This window comes from Sphingomonas adhaesiva, from assembly GCF_002374855.1.
In the GTDB taxonomy this organism is placed as follows: domain Bacteria; phylum Pseudomonadota; class Alphaproteobacteria; order Sphingomonadales; family Sphingomonadaceae; genus Sphingomonas; species Sphingomonas adhaesiva.
This window is the reverse complement of the sequence record NZ_NWVC01000006.1, coordinates 33828-48457: the sequence shown is the minus strand read 5'-3', so window position 1 is coordinate 48457 and position 14630 is coordinate 33828. Positions and strand designations below refer to the sequence as shown.

Below are 14630 nucleotides of genomic sequence, written 5' to 3'. Positions count from 1 at the left end.
GTGCGCATCAAGCGCGGCGACACCCGCTTGCCATTGCCGGTAAGCCGGTGTTTAGATTCCGATCCCGTCCAGCCGGTGCCCCGCGTCCATGATCCTTGAATGTCCCGAATGCCGCGCCCGCTATCTGGTGCCCGACAGTGCGATCGGCCCCACCGGCCGCACCGTGCGCTGCGCCAACTGCCGCCACAGCTGGCACCAGGACGGGCCGGAGCTGCCGCCGCCCCCGCCGGCCCCCGAACCCGCCGCCTTCGCGCCCGCCGACCTGCCGCCCGAAACCGCGGTGGTGACGGTGCCGGTGCAGCCCGAGCCGGCCTTCGCCGCGCCGCCGCCGCCGCCCGGCGTGACCGCGACCTATGTCGACCCGGCGGTCGATGCCGGCGCGGCGGACAACGCAGGCTATGACGCCTTTGCGCACCGTCCGCCGTTCAAGCGGACGCGCAACACCACGCGGATGCGCACCATCGCCAGCCTGGCGGCGGGGCTGCTGATGCTGGTGGCGGTCGGCATCATCCTGTGGACCACCGCGCCGGGGCTGGCGCAGCAGATCGGGCTGTCGATCGGCCCGGACGAGCTGCCGCTGACGATCGCCGACAATCCGATCGAGCGGCGCAAGATGGCCAACGGGTCGGAGCTGTTCGCGGTCAGCGGTCAGATCACCAACCCCTCCCCCACGCGCCAGCGCGTGCCCGACATCCGCGCCGACCTGCGCGATTCGCAGGGAAAGATCGTGTTCAGCTGGACGATCACACCGCAGCAACGCTCGCTGGCGCCCAATGCGGTGATCGACTTCAACTCCGCACAGGTGGACGTGCCGGCCAGTTCGAAGCGGCTCGACCTCAGCTTCGTCGGCGAGGCGAGCTGAGCGGCCGGGTGGGGGAGCGGGCCGGCACCGCCCGAAAACGCGCCCGCGAACATATCCGTTGCCAGCCCCCGGTGGCGATGCTAGGGGCGCGTCCCTGCCAAACCCCGGCGCTGCCCGGTGGTCATCACGTGCGGCCGTGGCGGAATTGGTAGACGCGCAACGTTGAGGTCGTTGTGTCCGAAAGGACGTGGAAGTTCGAGTCTTCTCGGCCGCACCAGAATGCCGGCATGTGACCGGCGGCGATGGCACGGGGCGCATGCCCCCTGACGCGGGTTCCGCGCGTTGTCCGCAGCGATGAACCCGCCCGCCCCCGGCACCACCCCGCATATCCACGCGATCGGCACCGCCGTGCCGACGCACGATATCCATGACGCGTTCCGCCGCTGGGCCGGCGCGCGGCTGCCGGTGCGCGAGGCGCAGCTGTTCGAGCGGATGGCGGCGCGATCGGGTATCCGGCATCGCTGGTCGGTGCTGCCGCCCGCGCCGGGATCGCCGGTCGACGACGGGGGCTTCTACGCGGTCGATCCGCTGCCCGGCACCGCCGCGCGGATGGCGATCTATGCCGAGGCGGCGCCCGCACTGGCGCTGGCGGCGATCGCCGACCTGGCGACGCGCGCGCCGGTCGACGGCATCACCCATCTGGTGGTGGCCAGCTGCACCGGCTTCGTCGCGCCGGGGATCGACCAGATCATCGCCGCGCGCCTTGGCCTGTCCCCGGCGGTCGAACGCACGCTGGTGGGGTTCATGGGCTGCTATGCCGCGGTCGCCGCGCTGCGCACCGCGCGGCATATCGTGCGATCCGAACCCGCCGCGCGCGTGCTGGTGGTGACGGTGGAGCTGTCGACGCTGCACCTGCAGGCGGTCGGCGCGCTGGAGCCGTTGCTGGCGATGCTGCAGTTCGGCGACGGCGCGGCGGCGGCACTGGTCAGCGCCGAGGCGCACGGCATCGCGATCGGCGCGCCGTTCGTCGCGACGCTGCCCGATTCGGCTGCACTGATCCGCTGGGACATCACCGATCGCGGCTTTGCGATGCATCTGTCGGGCGAAGTGCCGGGGCGGATCGCCGCCGCGCTGCGCGACCCCGCGCTGGTCGCCGCGATCACCGGCGGCGCGGCGGTCGACGGCTGGGCGGTCCATGCCGGGGGCCGGTCGATCCTGGACGCGGTGCAGCAGGCGCTGGCGCTGGACGAGGAGGCGCTGGCGGCGTCGCGCGCGGTGCTGGCCGATAACGGCAACATGTCGTCGGCGACGCTGATGTTCGTGCTGGCGCGCGTGCTGGCGGGGCCGCCGGTGGAGCGCGGCGTCGCGCTGGCATTCGGGCCGGGGCTGGCGGCGGAAGGCTTTGCGTTCGGGCATGCCGCGCCGTGACGCTGGCGACGCGCGCCTTGGCCGAGGAATGGATGGACGCGGACGACCTGCCCGCCGCCACCTATGCCGATGTCGTCGCCGATCTGGCGCGGGTGAACGTCGTGACGATGGCGGCGCGCCCGACGCTGGCGTTCCTGCGCCGGGTTTGCCGCCCGGGCGGGCGGTATCGCGTGCTCGACGTCGGGTATGGCGACGGCGACATGTTGCGCCGGATCGCGCGCTGGGGCGAGCGGCGCGGCATCGCGTTCGAGCTGGTCGGCATCGACCTGAACCCGCGCAGCGAGGCGGCGGCGCGCGCGCATACCCCGGCGGGCATCGCGATCGACTGGCGCACCGGTGATTATGCCGATCTGGCGGACGAGCCGTGGGACATCATCCTGTCCAGTCTGGTCGCGCACCATATGACGCATGCGCAGCTGGTCGCCTTCCTGCGCTTCATGCAGCGCCATGCGCGGGCCGGCTGGCTGGTCAACGACCTGCACCGCCATGGCTTCGCCTATCGCGGCTGGCCGCTGCTGGCGGCGCTGTTCCGCTGGCACCCGATCGTGCGGCACGACGGGCATTTGTCGATCGCGCGCAGCTATCGCCCCGGCGAATGGCCGCCGATCCTGGCGGAGGCGGGCATTACCGACGCGCGTATCCACCGCGCCTTTCCGTTCCGGCTGTGCGTCGAGCGCCGCTGATCCTGGGCGCCGGGCCGGCGGGCGCCAGCGCGGCGATCGTGCTGGCGTGCGCGGGCGCCGCGCCGCAGGTGATCGAGCGGCACCGCGATATTCCCGATGCGCTGTGCGGCGGGTTCCTGAGCTGGCGGACGCTGGCCGCGCTGGAGCGGCTGGGCGTCGCCGCCGACGCGCTCAACCCGGCGCGAATCGGCATCGTGCGCCTGTTCGCCGCGGGGCGGATGGTGGAGGCGCCGCTGCCCGCCCCCGCGCTGGCGGTATCGCGCCGGCGGCTCGACACCGTGCTGGCCGATGTGGCGAGTGCGGCGGGGGCGCGCATCGAGCGCGGGGTGACGGTGCGCGCGATCGACGATGCGGGCGTGCGCACCGCCGATGGCGCGACGCTGACCGGCGAGGCGCTGTTCCTGGCGAGCGGCAAGCATGACGTACGCGGCGCGGCGCGTCCGGCGGCGGCGCGCGGCGACGATCCGACGCTGGGGCTGCGCTGGCGCTGCCAGCCCGCGCCCGCGCTCACGCACATGGTGGCGGGCGCGATCGAGCTGCATCTGGTGGCGCGCGGCTATGTCGGAATCGCGTTGCAGGAGGACGGCAGCGCCAATGTCTGCATGGCGATCCGCCGCTCGCGACTCGATGCGGCGGGCGATCCGGCAGCATTGCTGCGCGAACTGGCGGCGGAGGCGCCGGCGCTGGCCGATCGGCTGGCGTTCGTGGGTGACGGCGGGGGCGCGGGCGATGCGATCGCCAACGTGCCCTATGGCTGGCGCGCGACCGCGGGGACGGCGGGGCGCTATCGGCTGGGTGATCAAGCGGCGGTGATCCCGTCGCTGGCGGGCGAGGGGATCGGGATCGCGGTGGCGAGCGGCGCGTCGGCGGCCGCCGCCTGGCTGCGCGACGGGTCGGCCGGCGCGCCGGCGTGGCAGCGCGGGTTCGCACGGCGCGCCGCCGCGCCGCTCGGCTGGGCCGGCGCGGTGTGGCGCGTCGCCGAGCGCCCCGCGCTCGCCGCGCTGCTGCTGCCCGCCGCGCGTGCGGGGCGGGTGATCCCGCTGGTCGCGGCGCTGACGCGGATCGACCGGGCGGGCCGATAGGCACGCGCCGCATAGATCTTGTTAACCATCGCCTAAGCCTCTATCCGCCAAGGGCGACGACATGGCCCGCGCCCGTTCCTCCACAACCCGTACCGCCGCCCCGCCGGCATGGCGCCGCCGGCTGATGCTGGCGGTCAAGATCTCCGCGTTCCTGGCGGTGCTGGGGCTGGGGGCGCTGGTGACCGCGGTGTTCATCGCGCGGTCGCAGCTGCCGAGTTTCGAGAGCCTGAAATCCTCCCCCAACGGGCAGATGATCCGCGTGCACGCCGCCGACGGTTCGGTGCTGGTGTCGCTGGGGCCGAGCTATGGCGAGTGGCTGCCGTACGATCGCATCCCCGCGGTGATGCGCGACGCGACGATCGCGGTCGAGGACCGGCGGTTCCGCAGCCACCTGGGCGTCGATCCGATCGGCATCGCGCGATCGGTGATGATCCGCATGGAACGCGGCCGCTGGGTCCAGGGCGGGTCGACCGTCACGCAGCAGCTGGCGCGCAACATCTTCCTGAACAACCAGAAGAAATTCGGTCGCAAATTCCGCGAATGGATCCTCGCGCTGGCGCTGGAGCGCAAGTTCGACAAGGACCAGATTCTCGAACTGTACCTCAACAAGGTCTATTATGGCGGCGGCGCGTACGGGATCGATGCGGCGAGCCGGAAATTCTTCGGCCATGGCGCCGATCGGCTGAGCCTGGCCGAGGCGGCGGTGATCGCAGGGCTGGTCAAGGCGCCGTCCAACTACTCCCCCACCGCCGACGCCGATGCCGCCAAGGGGCGCGCTGGCGTCGTGCTGCAGCAGATGGTGCGCAACGGCTTCGTCACGTCGGCGCAGGCCGCCAGCGCCGACCCGGGTGACGTCAAGCTGGCACCGCCCGCGCGGCAGAACAGCGTGCGCTATTTCACCGACTGGGCGCTGCCGCAGCTGGACCTGTTGATCGACGAGACGGTCAAGCCGCTGGAGGTGTGGACCACGCTGGACCCGGCGATGCAGCGCGAGGCGGATGCCGCGATCCGCGCCAACGTGCCCAAGGGGGCGCAGGGCGCGCTGGTCGCGATCGACCGCGACGGCGCGGTGCGCGCGATGGTGGGCGGCACCGATTACGTCAGCTCGATCTACAATCGCGCCACCCAGGCGCAGCGCCAGCCGGGATCGGCGTTCAAGCTGTTCGTCTATCTGGCCGCGCTGGAAGCCGGGCGCACGCCCGAGGACAAGGAAATCGACGAGCCGGTGACGATCGACGGCTGGTCGCCGCGCAACGATTCGCGCCGCAATTCGGGCGAGGTCACGCTGCGCACCGCCTTCGCCTATTCGCTCAACACGATCGCGGCGAAGCTGGGACAGGCGGTGGGGTTCCAGACCGTCGCGGACATGGCGCGCCGGTTCGGCATCACCACGCCGGTCAACACCCACCCGTCGATGGTGCTGGGCACGTCGGACGTGCGGCTGATCGACATGACGCACGCCTTCGCCAGCGTCGGCAACAAGGGCGTCGACGTCGCGCCGTTCGGCATCACCCGCGTCACCGCCGACAACGAGACGATCTACACGCATGAGGTGGACCGCAGCCGCGTGCTGGTGGCGCCCACCGTCGCGGCGCAGATGACCGACCTGCTGCAGACTGCGGTCAACACCGGCACGGGCCGCGCGGCGCAGATCGGGCGGCCGGTGGCGGGCAAGACCGGCACCACCACCAGCAGCAAGGACGGCTGGTTCCTGGGCTTCTCCTCCGGGCTGACCACCGGAATCTGGATGGGGCGCGACGATGCCCGGCCGATCGCCGGGCTGCATGGCGGCACCGCCCCGGCGCGCGCCTTCGCGCAATTCATGAAGGCGGCGGTCGCCAGCCGGCCGATCGAGCAGTTCGACACGCAGGTGACGCTGCCCGAGGCGCAGCTGGAGCCGGATGCGGAAAGCTATTACGGCGCGCCCGACAATATGAGCTTCGTCGACGACGACGGAAATCCGCTCCCCATGGATGCGCCCCGCGCGCCCGCCGGCGACCAGGATTATTATCCCGACCGCCCGGCCGGGCCGCTGCCGCCGAACGCCGGTATCCAGCAGCCGTTGCAACAGCCGCAGCGCCCGCGCGACGACCTGGCGCCGCCCGACACGGGGGGCGAGCGGCTGGACCAGGACTGGCTGGATCGCGTGACCGGCCAGGGCCAGGGCGCGGGCCGCCGGGATCAGGGCCGGGATCAGGGGCGTGACGCGGGCCGCGACCCGGCGCGCGCTCAGCCGCCGCGCACCCCGCCCGAACGCCCGAACCAGTGAAGCGCCGCGCCGTGCGCGCGCAGCCACGCACGCTCCGGCGCGGGATCGCGGCCGTAAAGCGTCGCAACCAGCGCGTGGAAGGCGGGCGAATGGTTCATGTGGACACGGTGCGCCACTTCATGAGCGGCGGTCGCGCGGCGCACGTCGGCGGGCGCGAGGATCAGCCGCCAGCTGTAGCGGATCGCGCCATGCGCGGCGCAGCTGCCCCAGCGACCGCGAGGATCGCCGACCGTCACCGTGGTCACCTCCACCCCCGCGCGTGCGGCGTAGAAGGCGGTATCGTCCGCCAGCACCGCCAGCGCGTGGCGGCGTAGCCAGGCGGCGACGCGGCGCGGCACCATCTCCGCCGGACCGCCGACGACCAGGCGATCCCCGTCCAGCCGCGGCAGGCGCCCGGCGGCAGCGTCCCAGACGATATGGCGGTCGACGCCCTCCACCGGCACTACCGCATCGGCGACGAACGGGCGTGGGCACGGCAGCAAGGCGCGCTGGCGCTCGATCCACTCCCGCTGCCCGCGCGCCCAGTCCAGCGCACGCCGCAGCGACGCGCGCGGCGGCAGCGTCAGCCGCGCGCGCCCGCTGACCGGATCGAACGACAGTTTGGTGCGGCGCGCCCGGGGATGGCGCACGACATCGACGTCGCCATCCTCCAGCCCGGCGGTCACAGCGTGCGGTCGACCATGTGATGTTCGAGGTCGCCGGCGTCATCCTCGCTGATCGTCCACCCGCGCACCGATTCGCCCGCGCGATGCACCGCCTCGCGATCGCCGGATACCAGATAATGCCAGTCGGGCAGCGGCAGCCCCGCGGCGCGCAGGCGATAGGCGCAGGTCGACGGCAGCCAGTCGATCGAATCGACGTTGCCCGCGGTCAGCCGCACGCATTCGCTGACGAACGCGCGGCGGTGGCGATAGTTGGAACATTGCCCGCTACGCCGGTCGAGCAGGCGGCAGGCGACGTTGGTGGCGATCAGCTCGCCCGTCTCCTCATCCTCCAGCTTGTGCAGGCAGCATTTGCCGCAGCCGTCGCACAGCGCTTCCCACTGCGCGCGGTCGAGCTTGCCCAGCGGCACGTCTTCCCAGAAGCGGCCGGTCAGCGCGCCCATTTCGTCACCTCGTCCGCGATCGCCTGCGGCGGGCCTTCGGGCAGCAGCGCGAGCGGCTTGCCGTCGGGATCGAACAGATAGATCTGGCGGCTGTGATCCATCATATAGCCGTCGGCAGTGCCCGCGCCGCGCGCATAATAGATGCCATATTCCTTGGCGGTCTTCGCGATCGCCTCCGCACTGCCGGTCAGCCCGACCAGCCGGGGGTGGAAGGCGGCGGTGAACTGTTTCAGCACCGCCGGCGTATCGCGCGCGGGATCGACAGTGATGAAGATCGGCACGATCCGCTTGCCCAGCGCCGCATCCTTCGCCTCCACCAGCTTCAGCGCGGCGGAGATGTTCTGGACGTCGACCGGGCACACGTCCGGGCAGAAGGTATAGCCGAAATAGACGATACGATAGCGGCCCGCGAAATCGCGGTCGGTGACGGTGCGGCCGTTCTGGTCGGTCAGCGTGAACGGCCCGCCGATCCGCGCCCCCGCCAGCGGCGGGGTGGCGGCGGGCTGGGCCGAACAGGCCGCGAGCGCCAGCGCAAGCGCGGCGGCGACCCGGCGACCCGCGGACGGGATGGGCATGTTCATGGCGGCGCCAGATGTGATGCGTTATAGGGTGGCGCGCAACCCCGCCTGCAACGATCGAGGCCTATGTTCCGTCGCTCCCTCCGCCCGCTCTTCGGCGCCGCCTTGCTGCTGGCCTGCGCCGCCCCCCTCACCACTCCGGCCGCCGCGCAGCAGCAGTCGCAAAGCTACAAGTTCCTCGACGCGGTCCGGAAGGGTGACGGCAATGCGGTGATCGCGATCCTGGACCAGCCGGGGCAGACGATCATCAACACGCGTGACGTCACCAACGGCGAAGGCGCGCTGCACATCGTCGTGAAGCGCGGCGATTCGGCGTATCTGCGCTATTTGCTGGCCAAGGGCGCCGACCCGAACATCCGCGACGGGCACGGCGACACGCCGATGCTGCTGGCGGTGCAGGCCGGCCAGCCGGAAATGGTCAAGATCCTGGCGACCGCGAAGGCGAATGCGAACCTGGCCAACGGCAGCGGCGAAACGCCGCTGATCCGCGCGGTGCAGCGCCGCGACCTGACGCTGGTGCGCGAAGTGCTGGCGGCGGGGGGCAACCCCGACCAGACCGACAATGTCGCGGGCCTGTCGGCGCGCGATTATGCCACGCGCGACGCACGCGCGACCGCGATCGCCAAGTTGCTGGACGATACGCCCAAGCAGGCGGTGCGCGCGGTGGCGGGGCCGAAACTGCGCTGAACCCGGCGGGCGGGTGGGGTCAGAACCCCTGCACCGCCTCCGGATCGTGCGCGGCGATCAGCCGGCGCGCGGCGCGGCGCGCGAAGGCGAGCGTGCAGCGTTTGCGGACATGCGCGGGGAGCGGATCGGTCCGCGCCTCGCGCACGATCGCGGCATCGTAGCGATCCGCGACGATAAGCCCGGTACGTTCGGGCAGGAACGCCGCGCCGTCGATCGGCGAGGCATCGAACCCCGCCGGCACCGCCCAGTAGAAGCGGTCGCAATGCGCCAGATAATCCTGCCACTTGGCATCGCCGAGCAGGTCGGCGCGCGACACCTTGATCTCCACGATCACCAATTGCCCGCGCGCGTCGATCGCCATCAGGTCGGCCCGCCGGCCGCCGTCGAGCGGCACCTCGCCGATCGCGGTCAGTTCGTGGCGCAGCAGCATCCGCGTCACGCCGCGCGCGACATCGGCGGCGCACAGCGTATCGGACGCGGGATCGAGGCAGGAGGGGGGCGTCGTCAGCATCGCCGCCCCGGATAGAACATCATGCGAACAGACGCAAAGCCTGTCCGCGCGACGCGCGACCGGTTCAGCGATAGAAGATGTGGTTGCCGATCGCCGCGACCTTGACCCGCGACGGGCCGCCGACGTGGCGGGCGTTGAAATACAGCGCCTCGGACGCGTTGCTTTCCCAGGCGTTCTTCAGCGCGACCTTGGCGACGGCGACCGCGGTGCGCCAGTCGTTGTTGACCGGGGCGGTGGGGATCTTCCCGCCCCGAACGAACGAGAACTGGCCGCGCTGGGTGATGACGTCGCACACGCTGCCGCCGAAGCGGCGCGACTGCGAGCGGTTGAGGATCACCTCCGCGACGGCGAGCTGGCCGGCGAGCGGTTCGCCGCGCGATTCGAAATAGATCGCGCCGGCCAGGCAGCGCAGGTCGTCGCCGGCGTTAGACGGCACCGACTGATCGGCGACGGCGGCGGCGAGGGTGGGATAGGCGACCTCTTCCTCGACGTCGTCGGACGGAGTGGCGGAGGCATCGGCGGGAAGCGGGGTCGTCGTGGCGACGATCGCGGGAATCGGGGCGGGAACCGGCGCCGGAGCGGCGAGTTGGTTCACCGAGGCGGTGGTAGGGAGCGTGGGCGACTCCGCGGCCAGGCCAGCGGAGCTCTGGGCGATCATCCCGACCAGCGAAAGAGAAAGCGCGGCAAAGGTAGCGACGCGCGAGGCAAACGACATTCGACAACAACGATATGCGGTGGGTATGCGGAAACGATCGCCGGTGAAGCGTTAAAGCCCCCAGGATCGCCCGGATTTCCCCCCGACTGCGTCACCGTCCGATATCGCACACCGGCGCGGCACAACGCGAAACACGATGCGCCGCCTATTCCCGACAGAAGTTAACAGGGTCAATCTGACAGGATCGTTTCAGCGACGAACCGTTCGGCGCCTGCGACGCTCAGTTCCACGACCCACAGATCGGGATCGCGCGCGCGGCGGGCGCGCCAATAATCCTCGACCTCGCGCTCCTCGCCGCTCGCCGGGCCGCACGCCACCATCGAGTCGCGATCGTCCAGCCCGCGCATCCGCTCGATCGCGCGCATGTGCCGCCCCTCCTCGATCAGGATCAGCAGCGCACCGGTCGCCGCGTCGCCCGACGCGCGCACCATCGCCATCCCGCCCGAATCGTTGACCCGCCGCAGCAGCGCCGCGACCGACAGGTGCGTGGGCAGCCGCGCGCTCACCCGGCGGCGTAGCCCGGCAGCGTGGCGAGCGGGATGCGCGAACGCATGAACGTGCCGGTACCGCGCGCCACTTCCTCGCCATCGGCGGCGACCAGCCGCGCCTCGGCGACGAACACGCGGCGCTGGCCGCTGATCCAGCGCCCCTCCGCCACCACCGGCCCTTCGCCCATCGGACGGGTCAGCAGCAGGCTGAACTGCGTGGTCAGCAGGAAGCGATCGGTGACCAGGCTGTTGCACGCGTAGAAGGCGGCGTCGTCCAGCATCTTGAAGTAACTGGTGCCGTGCGCGGCGCCCGCGGCGTGGAAATGCCGCTGGTCCACGGTGAAGTGGATGCGCGATTCGCCCGCCGCGGGAATCGCCAGCCGCGATTCGAAGAAACGGTTGATCGGCGCCGCGGCATAGAGCGATTCGAGCGCGCGATAATGCGCCTCTGCCCCTTCAGGCGGCGTCACGGCCGACATCCGATGCCAGAAGCGCGTAGATGGCGTCGGGCGACCCCGCCCCGCGCAGCTTTTCGACGAACAGCCGGTCGCGGAATCGCCGCGACACGCGCGCCAGCGCCTTGAGATGTTCGGCGCCGGCGCGCGGCGGCGACAGCATCGTCACCACGACGTCGACCGGGCGATCGTCGACCGCGTCGAAATCAACCGGTTGCGCCAGCCGCGCGACCCCGATGACGATCCGGTCCAGCCCGGCGACGCGCGCATGCGGAATCGCCACGCCGCCGCCGAAGCCGGTCGACCCCAGTTTCTCCCGCGCCGCCAGCGCCTCCGCCACGGCGCGCGGGTCCAGCCCCAGCGCCGGGGCCATCAGGCCGCCGAGCTGGGGAAACAGGCTTTTACGGGAGGCCGCGGACAGGTCCACGGCGACCAGCTCGGGCATGAGCAGGTCACTCAGGTCGGTCATGGACATCGTTTCTATGAAAGGGGCAGGGACGGCATCATCCGCCGCGCTGCGGTTCGACCCAGCCGATCGTCCCGTCCCCGCGGCGATAGACCATATTGTAGGAGCCGGTGCCGGCGTTCTTGAACAGCAATGCCTGGGTATTGCGCAGGTCCAGCATCATCACCGCATCGGACACGCTGGCGTCGGGAACGTCGACGCGGGTTTCGGCGATCACCAGCGGCGCATCGCCGGCGTCCTCCTCGTCCACCGGCTCGGCGAACAGCGTATAGCCGGCATTGTCATAGCCGTTGCGGTCCTGCTCCGCGGCGATCTCGGCATGGGCGGGCGAGCGATCCTTGAGCCGGCGGGTGTAGCGGCGAAGCTGCTTCTCGATCTTGTCGGCCGCGCCGTCGAAGCACAGATGCGCGTCGTGTGCGCCATGCCCGCCCTTCAGCACCAGTCCGCGCGTGACGTGCGCGACAATGTCGCACTTGAAGCCCGCATCGTGCGGACCCTTGCCGAAGGTGACCTCGGCGGAAATGGCGCGGGCGAAATATTTGTCCGCGATACCCTGGAGCCGGTCCTGCACGTGCGACTTCAGCGCATCGCCGATCGTCACCTGATGACCTGAAACCCGGATATCCATAAGCTGCTCTCCATGTCGTCGCACCGGCCAGGCCCCTTATCGCCGGTACGTCGGCGTCAACCGGACGCCGCGGTCCCCCACAACGGTTCTTTTATCTTCTGAACAAACGCCGCATGCGCCGCCAGTTCCTCGGGCGGTGCGGAAAAGACGCGCAACGGGCGCGCGCGCGGCGGCGCGGCGGGGGTGGCGGCGACGACGACCGGCGCCGCCGCCTCGCTGACCAGCCCCAGCCCGATCTGCCGCCCGCCCAGCAATTCGACATAGACCTGCGCCAGCAATTGCGCGTCGAGCAGCGCGCCGTGCAGCACGCGATGCGACCGGTCGACGCCGAAGCGGCTGCACAGCGCGTCGAGCGTGTGCTTCGCCCCGGGGTGGCGCGAACGCGCGATCTGCAGCGTGTCGACCATCCGCGACCGGCATACCGGGTCGCGCCCGCAGCGTTCCAGCTCTCCGTTCAGGAAGGAGAAGTCGAATCCGGCATTGTGCGCGACCAGCGGCGCATCGCCGATGAACTCCAGCAGCCCGTCGACCCCGGCGGCGAATACCGGATGTTTCGACAGGAAGTCGATGCGCAGGCCGTGCACCCGCGCCGCTTCCTCCGGCATGTCGCGTTCGGGATGGAAATAGGCGTGGAAGGTGCGCCCGGTTTCGCAGCGGTTGACCAGTTCGACGCAGCCGATCTCGACCATCCGGTCCCCGCCCGCGAAGCTGAGCCCGGTGGTTTCGGTATCGAAGACGATTTCGCGCATGGTCGTACCGTTATCCGCCCTCACCGCCCCGCACGCAAGCGATCACGCGCCGGACCGCCGCACGCGTTTCGTCCAGCGGCACGTCGGTGGGGATCACCCAGTCGGCGCGCGCGCGCTTGTCGGCATCGGGCAGCTGGCGCGCCAGCATCGCATCGAACTTCGCCGCGGTCATGCCGGGGCGGGCGAGCGTGCGCGTGCGCTGCACGTCGGGCGCGGCGGAGACGACCGCCACCTTGTCCACGCCCCGGTCGCCGCCGGTTTCGAACAATAGCGGCACGTCGAACACGACCAGCGGCGCAGCGGCGTGGCGCGCCAGGAAGGCCGCGCGTTCGGCCCCCACTGCGGGATGGACGATCGCCTCCAGCGCCTTCATCGCGGCATCGTCGCCCAGCACCGCCGCGCCCAGCGCCGCGCGATCGACGCCGTTCGCGCCGGTGGTGCCGGGGAAGCGCGCCTCGATCGCGGCGACGACCGCGCCGCCCGGCCCCTGCAAGCGGTGGACCGCGGCGTCGGCGTCGAAGACCGGCACGCCTTCGTCGGCGAACATCTGCGCCACGGTCGACTTGCCCATGCCGATCGACCCGGTGAGACCCAGCAGGACAGGGCGGGTCATGCCAGCAGCCGTTCGCGCAATTCCTCGTCATGGTCGCGCGGGGGGGCGGCGCCGAAGAACAGCTCGAACGCCAGCGCGGCCTGTCCGACCAGCATCTCCAGCCCGTCGACCGTATCCAGCCCGCGCGCCGCCGCCGCCGCGAGCAACGGCGTTTCGAGCGGGGCGTAGACGATGTCGTACACGACCGCATCGTCGGGCAGCGGCGACAGGTCGAGGTCGAGCGGCGGCTGGCCGGCCATGCCCAGCGCGCTGGTGTTGACCAGCAGCGCCGCCGCCGGCAGCCGCGCGGTCAGCGGCAGGGCATCGCCCTTCAGCCCGAATTGCGCGAGCAGGGCGGCGCCCTTAAGCGGGGTACGGTTGAGCAAAGTGACGCGCCCGACGCCGAGCCGCGCCAGCGCGAACAGCACCGCCCGCGCCGCGCCGCCCGCGCCGACCACCGCCACGGGTCGCCCGGCCAGGTCCAGCCCGGCGATCGGCGAGACGAAGCCGGCGGCATCGGTGTTGGTGCCGACCAGCGCGCCGCCTTCGTCGCGGAACACGGTGTTGATCGCGCCGATCGACGCCCGCAGCCCGCCGGGATCGGGAACGTGATCGAGCGCGGCCACCTTGTGCGGCACGGTGACGTTGCAGCCGCGCCACGCCGGATCGTCGGCACGCGCGGCGAAGAAGCTGGCCAGATCGTCCGGCGCGACGCGGGTGGCGCGATAGTCGGCGGCGATGCCGAGCTTTTCGAGCCAGAAGCCGTGGATCAGCGGCGATTTGGAATGCGCGATCGGATCGCCGATCACCTCGGCATAGGCTTGGGTCACGCCGGCAGCACCTTTCGCACGCGCAGGTAATCGAGCACCGGGAGCAGCGGCATTCCCAGCACGGTGAACTGGCTGCCGTCGATCCGCGCGAACAGCTGCGCGCCCGGCCCCTCGATCCGGTAGCAGCCGACGCAGCCGGCGATCGCGGGCCATTCGGCGTCGAGATAGGCGTCGATGAAGGCATCGGACAGCGGGCGGACGAACATCTTCGCCTTGTCCACCACGCGCCACACCGGCTGGCCGTTCTCCGCGATCACCGCCGCGCTGACCAGATCGTGGCGCGCACCGGACATGCGGCGCAGATGGTCGCGCGCGTCGTCGCGGCTGGTCGGCTTGTCGAGGATCGCGCCGTCGGCGAGCACCGCCAGGCTGTCCGACCCCAGCACCAGCCGGCCCGGATGGCGCGCGGAAACCTTCAGCGCCTTCAGCTCGGCCAGCGCATCGGCCACCTCGCGCGGGTGGGCGCCGGCCATCGCGGCCTTCAGCGCCCCCTCGTCGGCGTGCGCGGGTTCGGCGGTGAACGGCACGCCCGCGGCGGACAGCATCGCGGTGCGCGACGCGC

General features: G+C 71.4%; 19 protein-coding genes and 1 tRNA gene. 7 read left to right on the top strand and 13 right to left on the bottom strand.

Annotated features, from left to right (window positions below; genetic code table 11):
- Nucleotides 1-88 precede the first annotated feature (88 nt).
- The 6 genes from COA07_RS12550 (at nucleotide 89) to COA07_RS12525 (ending at nucleotide 6264) form a co-directional block, all read left to right on the top strand.
- Nucleotides 89-862 carry a zinc-ribbon domain-containing protein gene (locus COA07_RS12550; protein WP_096641128.1) on the top strand — a complete coding sequence of 258 codons (774 nt, stop codon included), beginning with the start codon at nucleotides 89-91 and terminating at the stop codon, nucleotides 860-862.
- Nucleotides 863-992: 130 nt separating this feature from the next.
- Nucleotides 993-1079 (top strand) — tRNA-Leu (locus tag COA07_RS12545).
- Between the two features lie 77 nt (nucleotides 1080-1156).
- Nucleotides 1157-2230: a type III polyketide synthase gene (locus COA07_RS12540; RefSeq protein WP_066713372.1), complete on the top strand. Its 1074-nt coding sequence runs from the start codon at nucleotides 1157-1159 to the stop codon at nucleotides 2228-2230.
- Complete coding sequence (locus tag COA07_RS12535) at nucleotides 2227-2913, top strand: methyltransferase domain-containing protein (RefSeq protein WP_066713369.1); 687 nt, start codon at nucleotides 2227-2229, stop codon at nucleotides 2911-2913. The genes COA07_RS12540 and COA07_RS12535 overlap by 4 nt, the downstream gene beginning before the upstream one ends.
- Nucleotides 2895-3995 (top strand): NAD(P)/FAD-dependent oxidoreductase, encoded by a 1101-nt coding sequence (locus tag COA07_RS12530; protein WP_096641126.1) that lies wholly within the window; start codon nucleotides 2895-2897, stop codon nucleotides 3993-3995. Before COA07_RS12535 ends, COA07_RS12530 begins: the two co-directional genes overlap by 19 nt.
- 61 nt (nucleotides 3996-4056) lie before the next feature.
- Entirely contained in the window at nucleotides 4057-6264 is a 2208-nt protein-coding gene (locus COA07_RS12525; protein WP_096641124.1) for a transglycosylase domain-containing protein, read from the top strand.
- On the opposite strand, the gene COA07_RS12520 is transcribed toward COA07_RS12525, so the two are convergent.
- The 3 genes from COA07_RS12520 to COA07_RS12510 are packed head-to-tail and all read right to left on the bottom strand — an operon-like array spanning nucleotide 6225 to nucleotide 7944.
- Entirely contained in the window at nucleotides 6225-6929 is a 705-nt protein-coding gene (locus COA07_RS12520) for a M48 family metallopeptidase (RefSeq protein WP_245842147.1), read from the bottom strand. The two genes, COA07_RS12525 and COA07_RS12520, sit on opposite strands and share 40 nt — an antisense overlap.
- Nucleotides 6926-7369, bottom strand: coding sequence for a YcgN family cysteine cluster protein (locus COA07_RS12515; RefSeq protein WP_066713800.1), 444 nt, complete (start codon nucleotides 7367-7369; stop codon nucleotides 6926-6928). The genes COA07_RS12520 and COA07_RS12515 overlap by 4 nt, the downstream gene beginning before the upstream one ends.
- Nucleotides 7357-7944 (bottom strand): SCO family protein, encoded by a 588-nt coding sequence (locus COA07_RS12510; protein ID WP_096641187.1) that lies wholly within the window; start codon nucleotides 7942-7944, stop codon nucleotides 7357-7359. Before COA07_RS12510 ends, COA07_RS12515 begins: the two co-directional genes overlap by 13 nt.
- 69 nt (nucleotides 7945-8013) lie before the next feature.
- Here COA07_RS12510 and COA07_RS12505 point away from each other — a divergent pair, with 69 nt between their 5' ends.
- The gene (locus COA07_RS12505) at nucleotides 8014-8634 is read left to right on the top strand and encodes an ankyrin repeat domain-containing protein (RefSeq protein WP_066708423.1); all 621 of its coding nucleotides are present in this window, start codon (nucleotides 8014-8016) and stop codon (nucleotides 8632-8634) included.
- 19 nt (nucleotides 8635-8653) lie between these two features.
- Here the strand turns inward: COA07_RS12505 and COA07_RS12500 are convergent, their stop codons facing one another.
- The 10 genes from COA07_RS12500 to COA07_RS12455 form a co-directional block, all read right to left on the bottom strand.
- Entirely contained in the window at nucleotides 8654-9145 is a 492-nt protein-coding gene (locus tag COA07_RS12500) for an MmcB family DNA repair protein (RefSeq protein WP_066708413.1), read from the bottom strand.
- 64 nt (nucleotides 9146-9209) lie between these two features.
- Nucleotides 9210-9740 (bottom strand): cell wall hydrolase, encoded by a 531-nt coding sequence (locus COA07_RS12495; RefSeq protein ID WP_342747665.1) that lies wholly within the window; start codon nucleotides 9738-9740, stop codon nucleotides 9210-9212.
- 290 nt (nucleotides 9741-10030) lie between these two features.
- Nucleotides 10031-10366, bottom strand: coding sequence for a DUF1491 family protein (locus COA07_RS12490; protein WP_066708409.1), 336 nt, complete (start codon nucleotides 10364-10366; stop codon nucleotides 10031-10033).
- A complete protein-coding gene (locus COA07_RS12485; protein WP_066708407.1) occupies nucleotides 10363-10827 on the bottom strand; it encodes a PaaI family thioesterase in 465 nt (154 codons plus the stop codon). The genes COA07_RS12490 and COA07_RS12485 overlap by 4 nt, the downstream gene beginning before the upstream one ends.
- A complete protein-coding gene (locus tag COA07_RS12480; protein WP_066708405.1) occupies nucleotides 10805-11272 on the bottom strand; it encodes a PTS sugar transporter subunit IIA in 468 nt (155 codons plus the stop codon). The genes COA07_RS12485 and COA07_RS12480 overlap by 23 nt, the downstream gene beginning before the upstream one ends.
- Before the next feature lie 34 nt (nucleotides 11273-11306).
- A complete protein-coding gene (hpf, locus tag COA07_RS12475; RefSeq protein ID WP_066708403.1) occupies nucleotides 11307-11897 on the bottom strand; it encodes a ribosome hibernation-promoting factor, HPF/YfiA family in 591 nt (196 codons plus the stop codon).
- Between the two features lie 56 nt (nucleotides 11898-11953).
- Entirely contained in the window at nucleotides 11954-12646 is a 693-nt protein-coding gene (dnaQ, locus tag COA07_RS12470; protein WP_066708400.1) for a DNA polymerase III subunit epsilon, read from the bottom strand.
- 10 nt (nucleotides 12647-12656) lie between these two features.
- A complete protein-coding gene (gene coaE / locus COA07_RS12465; RefSeq protein WP_066708398.1) occupies nucleotides 12657-13259 on the bottom strand; it encodes a dephospho-CoA kinase in 603 nt (200 codons plus the stop codon).
- On the bottom strand, nucleotides 13256-14068 hold the full coding sequence (locus COA07_RS12460; protein WP_066708396.1) for a shikimate dehydrogenase family protein: 813 nt from the start codon (nucleotides 14066-14068) through the stop codon (nucleotides 13256-13258). The genes coaE and COA07_RS12460 overlap by 4 nt, the downstream gene beginning before the upstream one ends.
- A complete protein-coding gene (locus tag COA07_RS12455) occupies nucleotides 14065-14613 on the bottom strand; it encodes a Maf family protein (protein ID WP_066708445.1) in 549 nt (182 codons plus the stop codon). The genes COA07_RS12460 and COA07_RS12455 overlap by 4 nt, the downstream gene beginning before the upstream one ends.
- Nucleotides 14614-14630 lie beyond the last annotated feature (17 nt).

Excerpts from the sequence above, each read along its gene's own strand:
- COA07_RS12510 (WP_096641187.1), bottom strand. The coding sequence starts at position 7,944 with ATGCCCATCCCGTCCGCGGGTCGCCGGGTCGCCGCCGCGCTTGCGCTG.
- COA07_RS12455 (WP_066708445.1), bottom strand. The coding sequence starts at position 14,613 with ATGCTGTCCGCCGCGGGCGTGCCGTTCACCGCCGAACCCGCGCACGCC.
- hpf (WP_066708403.1), bottom strand. The coding sequence starts at position 11,897 with ATGGATATCCGGGTTTCAGGTCATCAGGTGACGATCGGCGATGCGCTG.
- COA07_RS12550 (WP_096641128.1), top strand. The coding sequence starts at position 89 with ATGATCCTTGAATGTCCCGAATGCCGCGCCCGCTATCTGGTGCCCGAC.
- dnaQ (WP_066708400.1), bottom strand. The coding sequence starts at position 12,646 with ATGCGCGAAATCGTCTTCGATACCGAAACCACCGGGCTCAGCTTCGCG.
- COA07_RS12505 (WP_066708423.1), top strand. The coding sequence starts at position 8,014 with ATGTTCCGTCGCTCCCTCCGCCCGCTCTTCGGCGCCGCCTTGCTGCTG.
- COA07_RS12480 (WP_066708405.1), bottom strand. The coding sequence starts at position 11,272 with ATGACCGACCTGAGTGACCTGCTCATGCCCGAGCTGGTCGCCGTGGAC.
- COA07_RS12515 (WP_066713800.1), bottom strand. The coding sequence starts at position 7,369 with ATGGGCGCGCTGACCGGCCGCTTCTGGGAAGACGTGCCGCTGGGCAAG.
- COA07_RS12525 (WP_096641124.1), top strand. The coding sequence starts at position 4,057 with ATGGCCCGCGCCCGTTCCTCCACAACCCGTACCGCCGCCCCGCCGGCA.
- COA07_RS12540 (WP_066713372.1), top strand. The coding sequence starts at position 1,157 with ATGAACCCGCCCGCCCCCGGCACCACCCCGCATATCCACGCGATCGGC.
- COA07_RS12485 (WP_066708407.1), bottom strand. The coding sequence starts at position 10,827 with ATGTCGGCCGTGACGCCGCCTGAAGGGGCAGAGGCGCATTATCGCGCG.
- COA07_RS12500 (WP_066708413.1), bottom strand. The coding sequence starts at position 9,145 with ATGCTGACGACGCCCCCCTCCTGCCTCGATCCCGCGTCCGATACGCTG.
- coaE (WP_066708398.1), bottom strand. The coding sequence starts at position 13,259 with ATGACCCGCCCTGTCCTGCTGGGTCTCACCGGGTCGATCGGCATGGGC.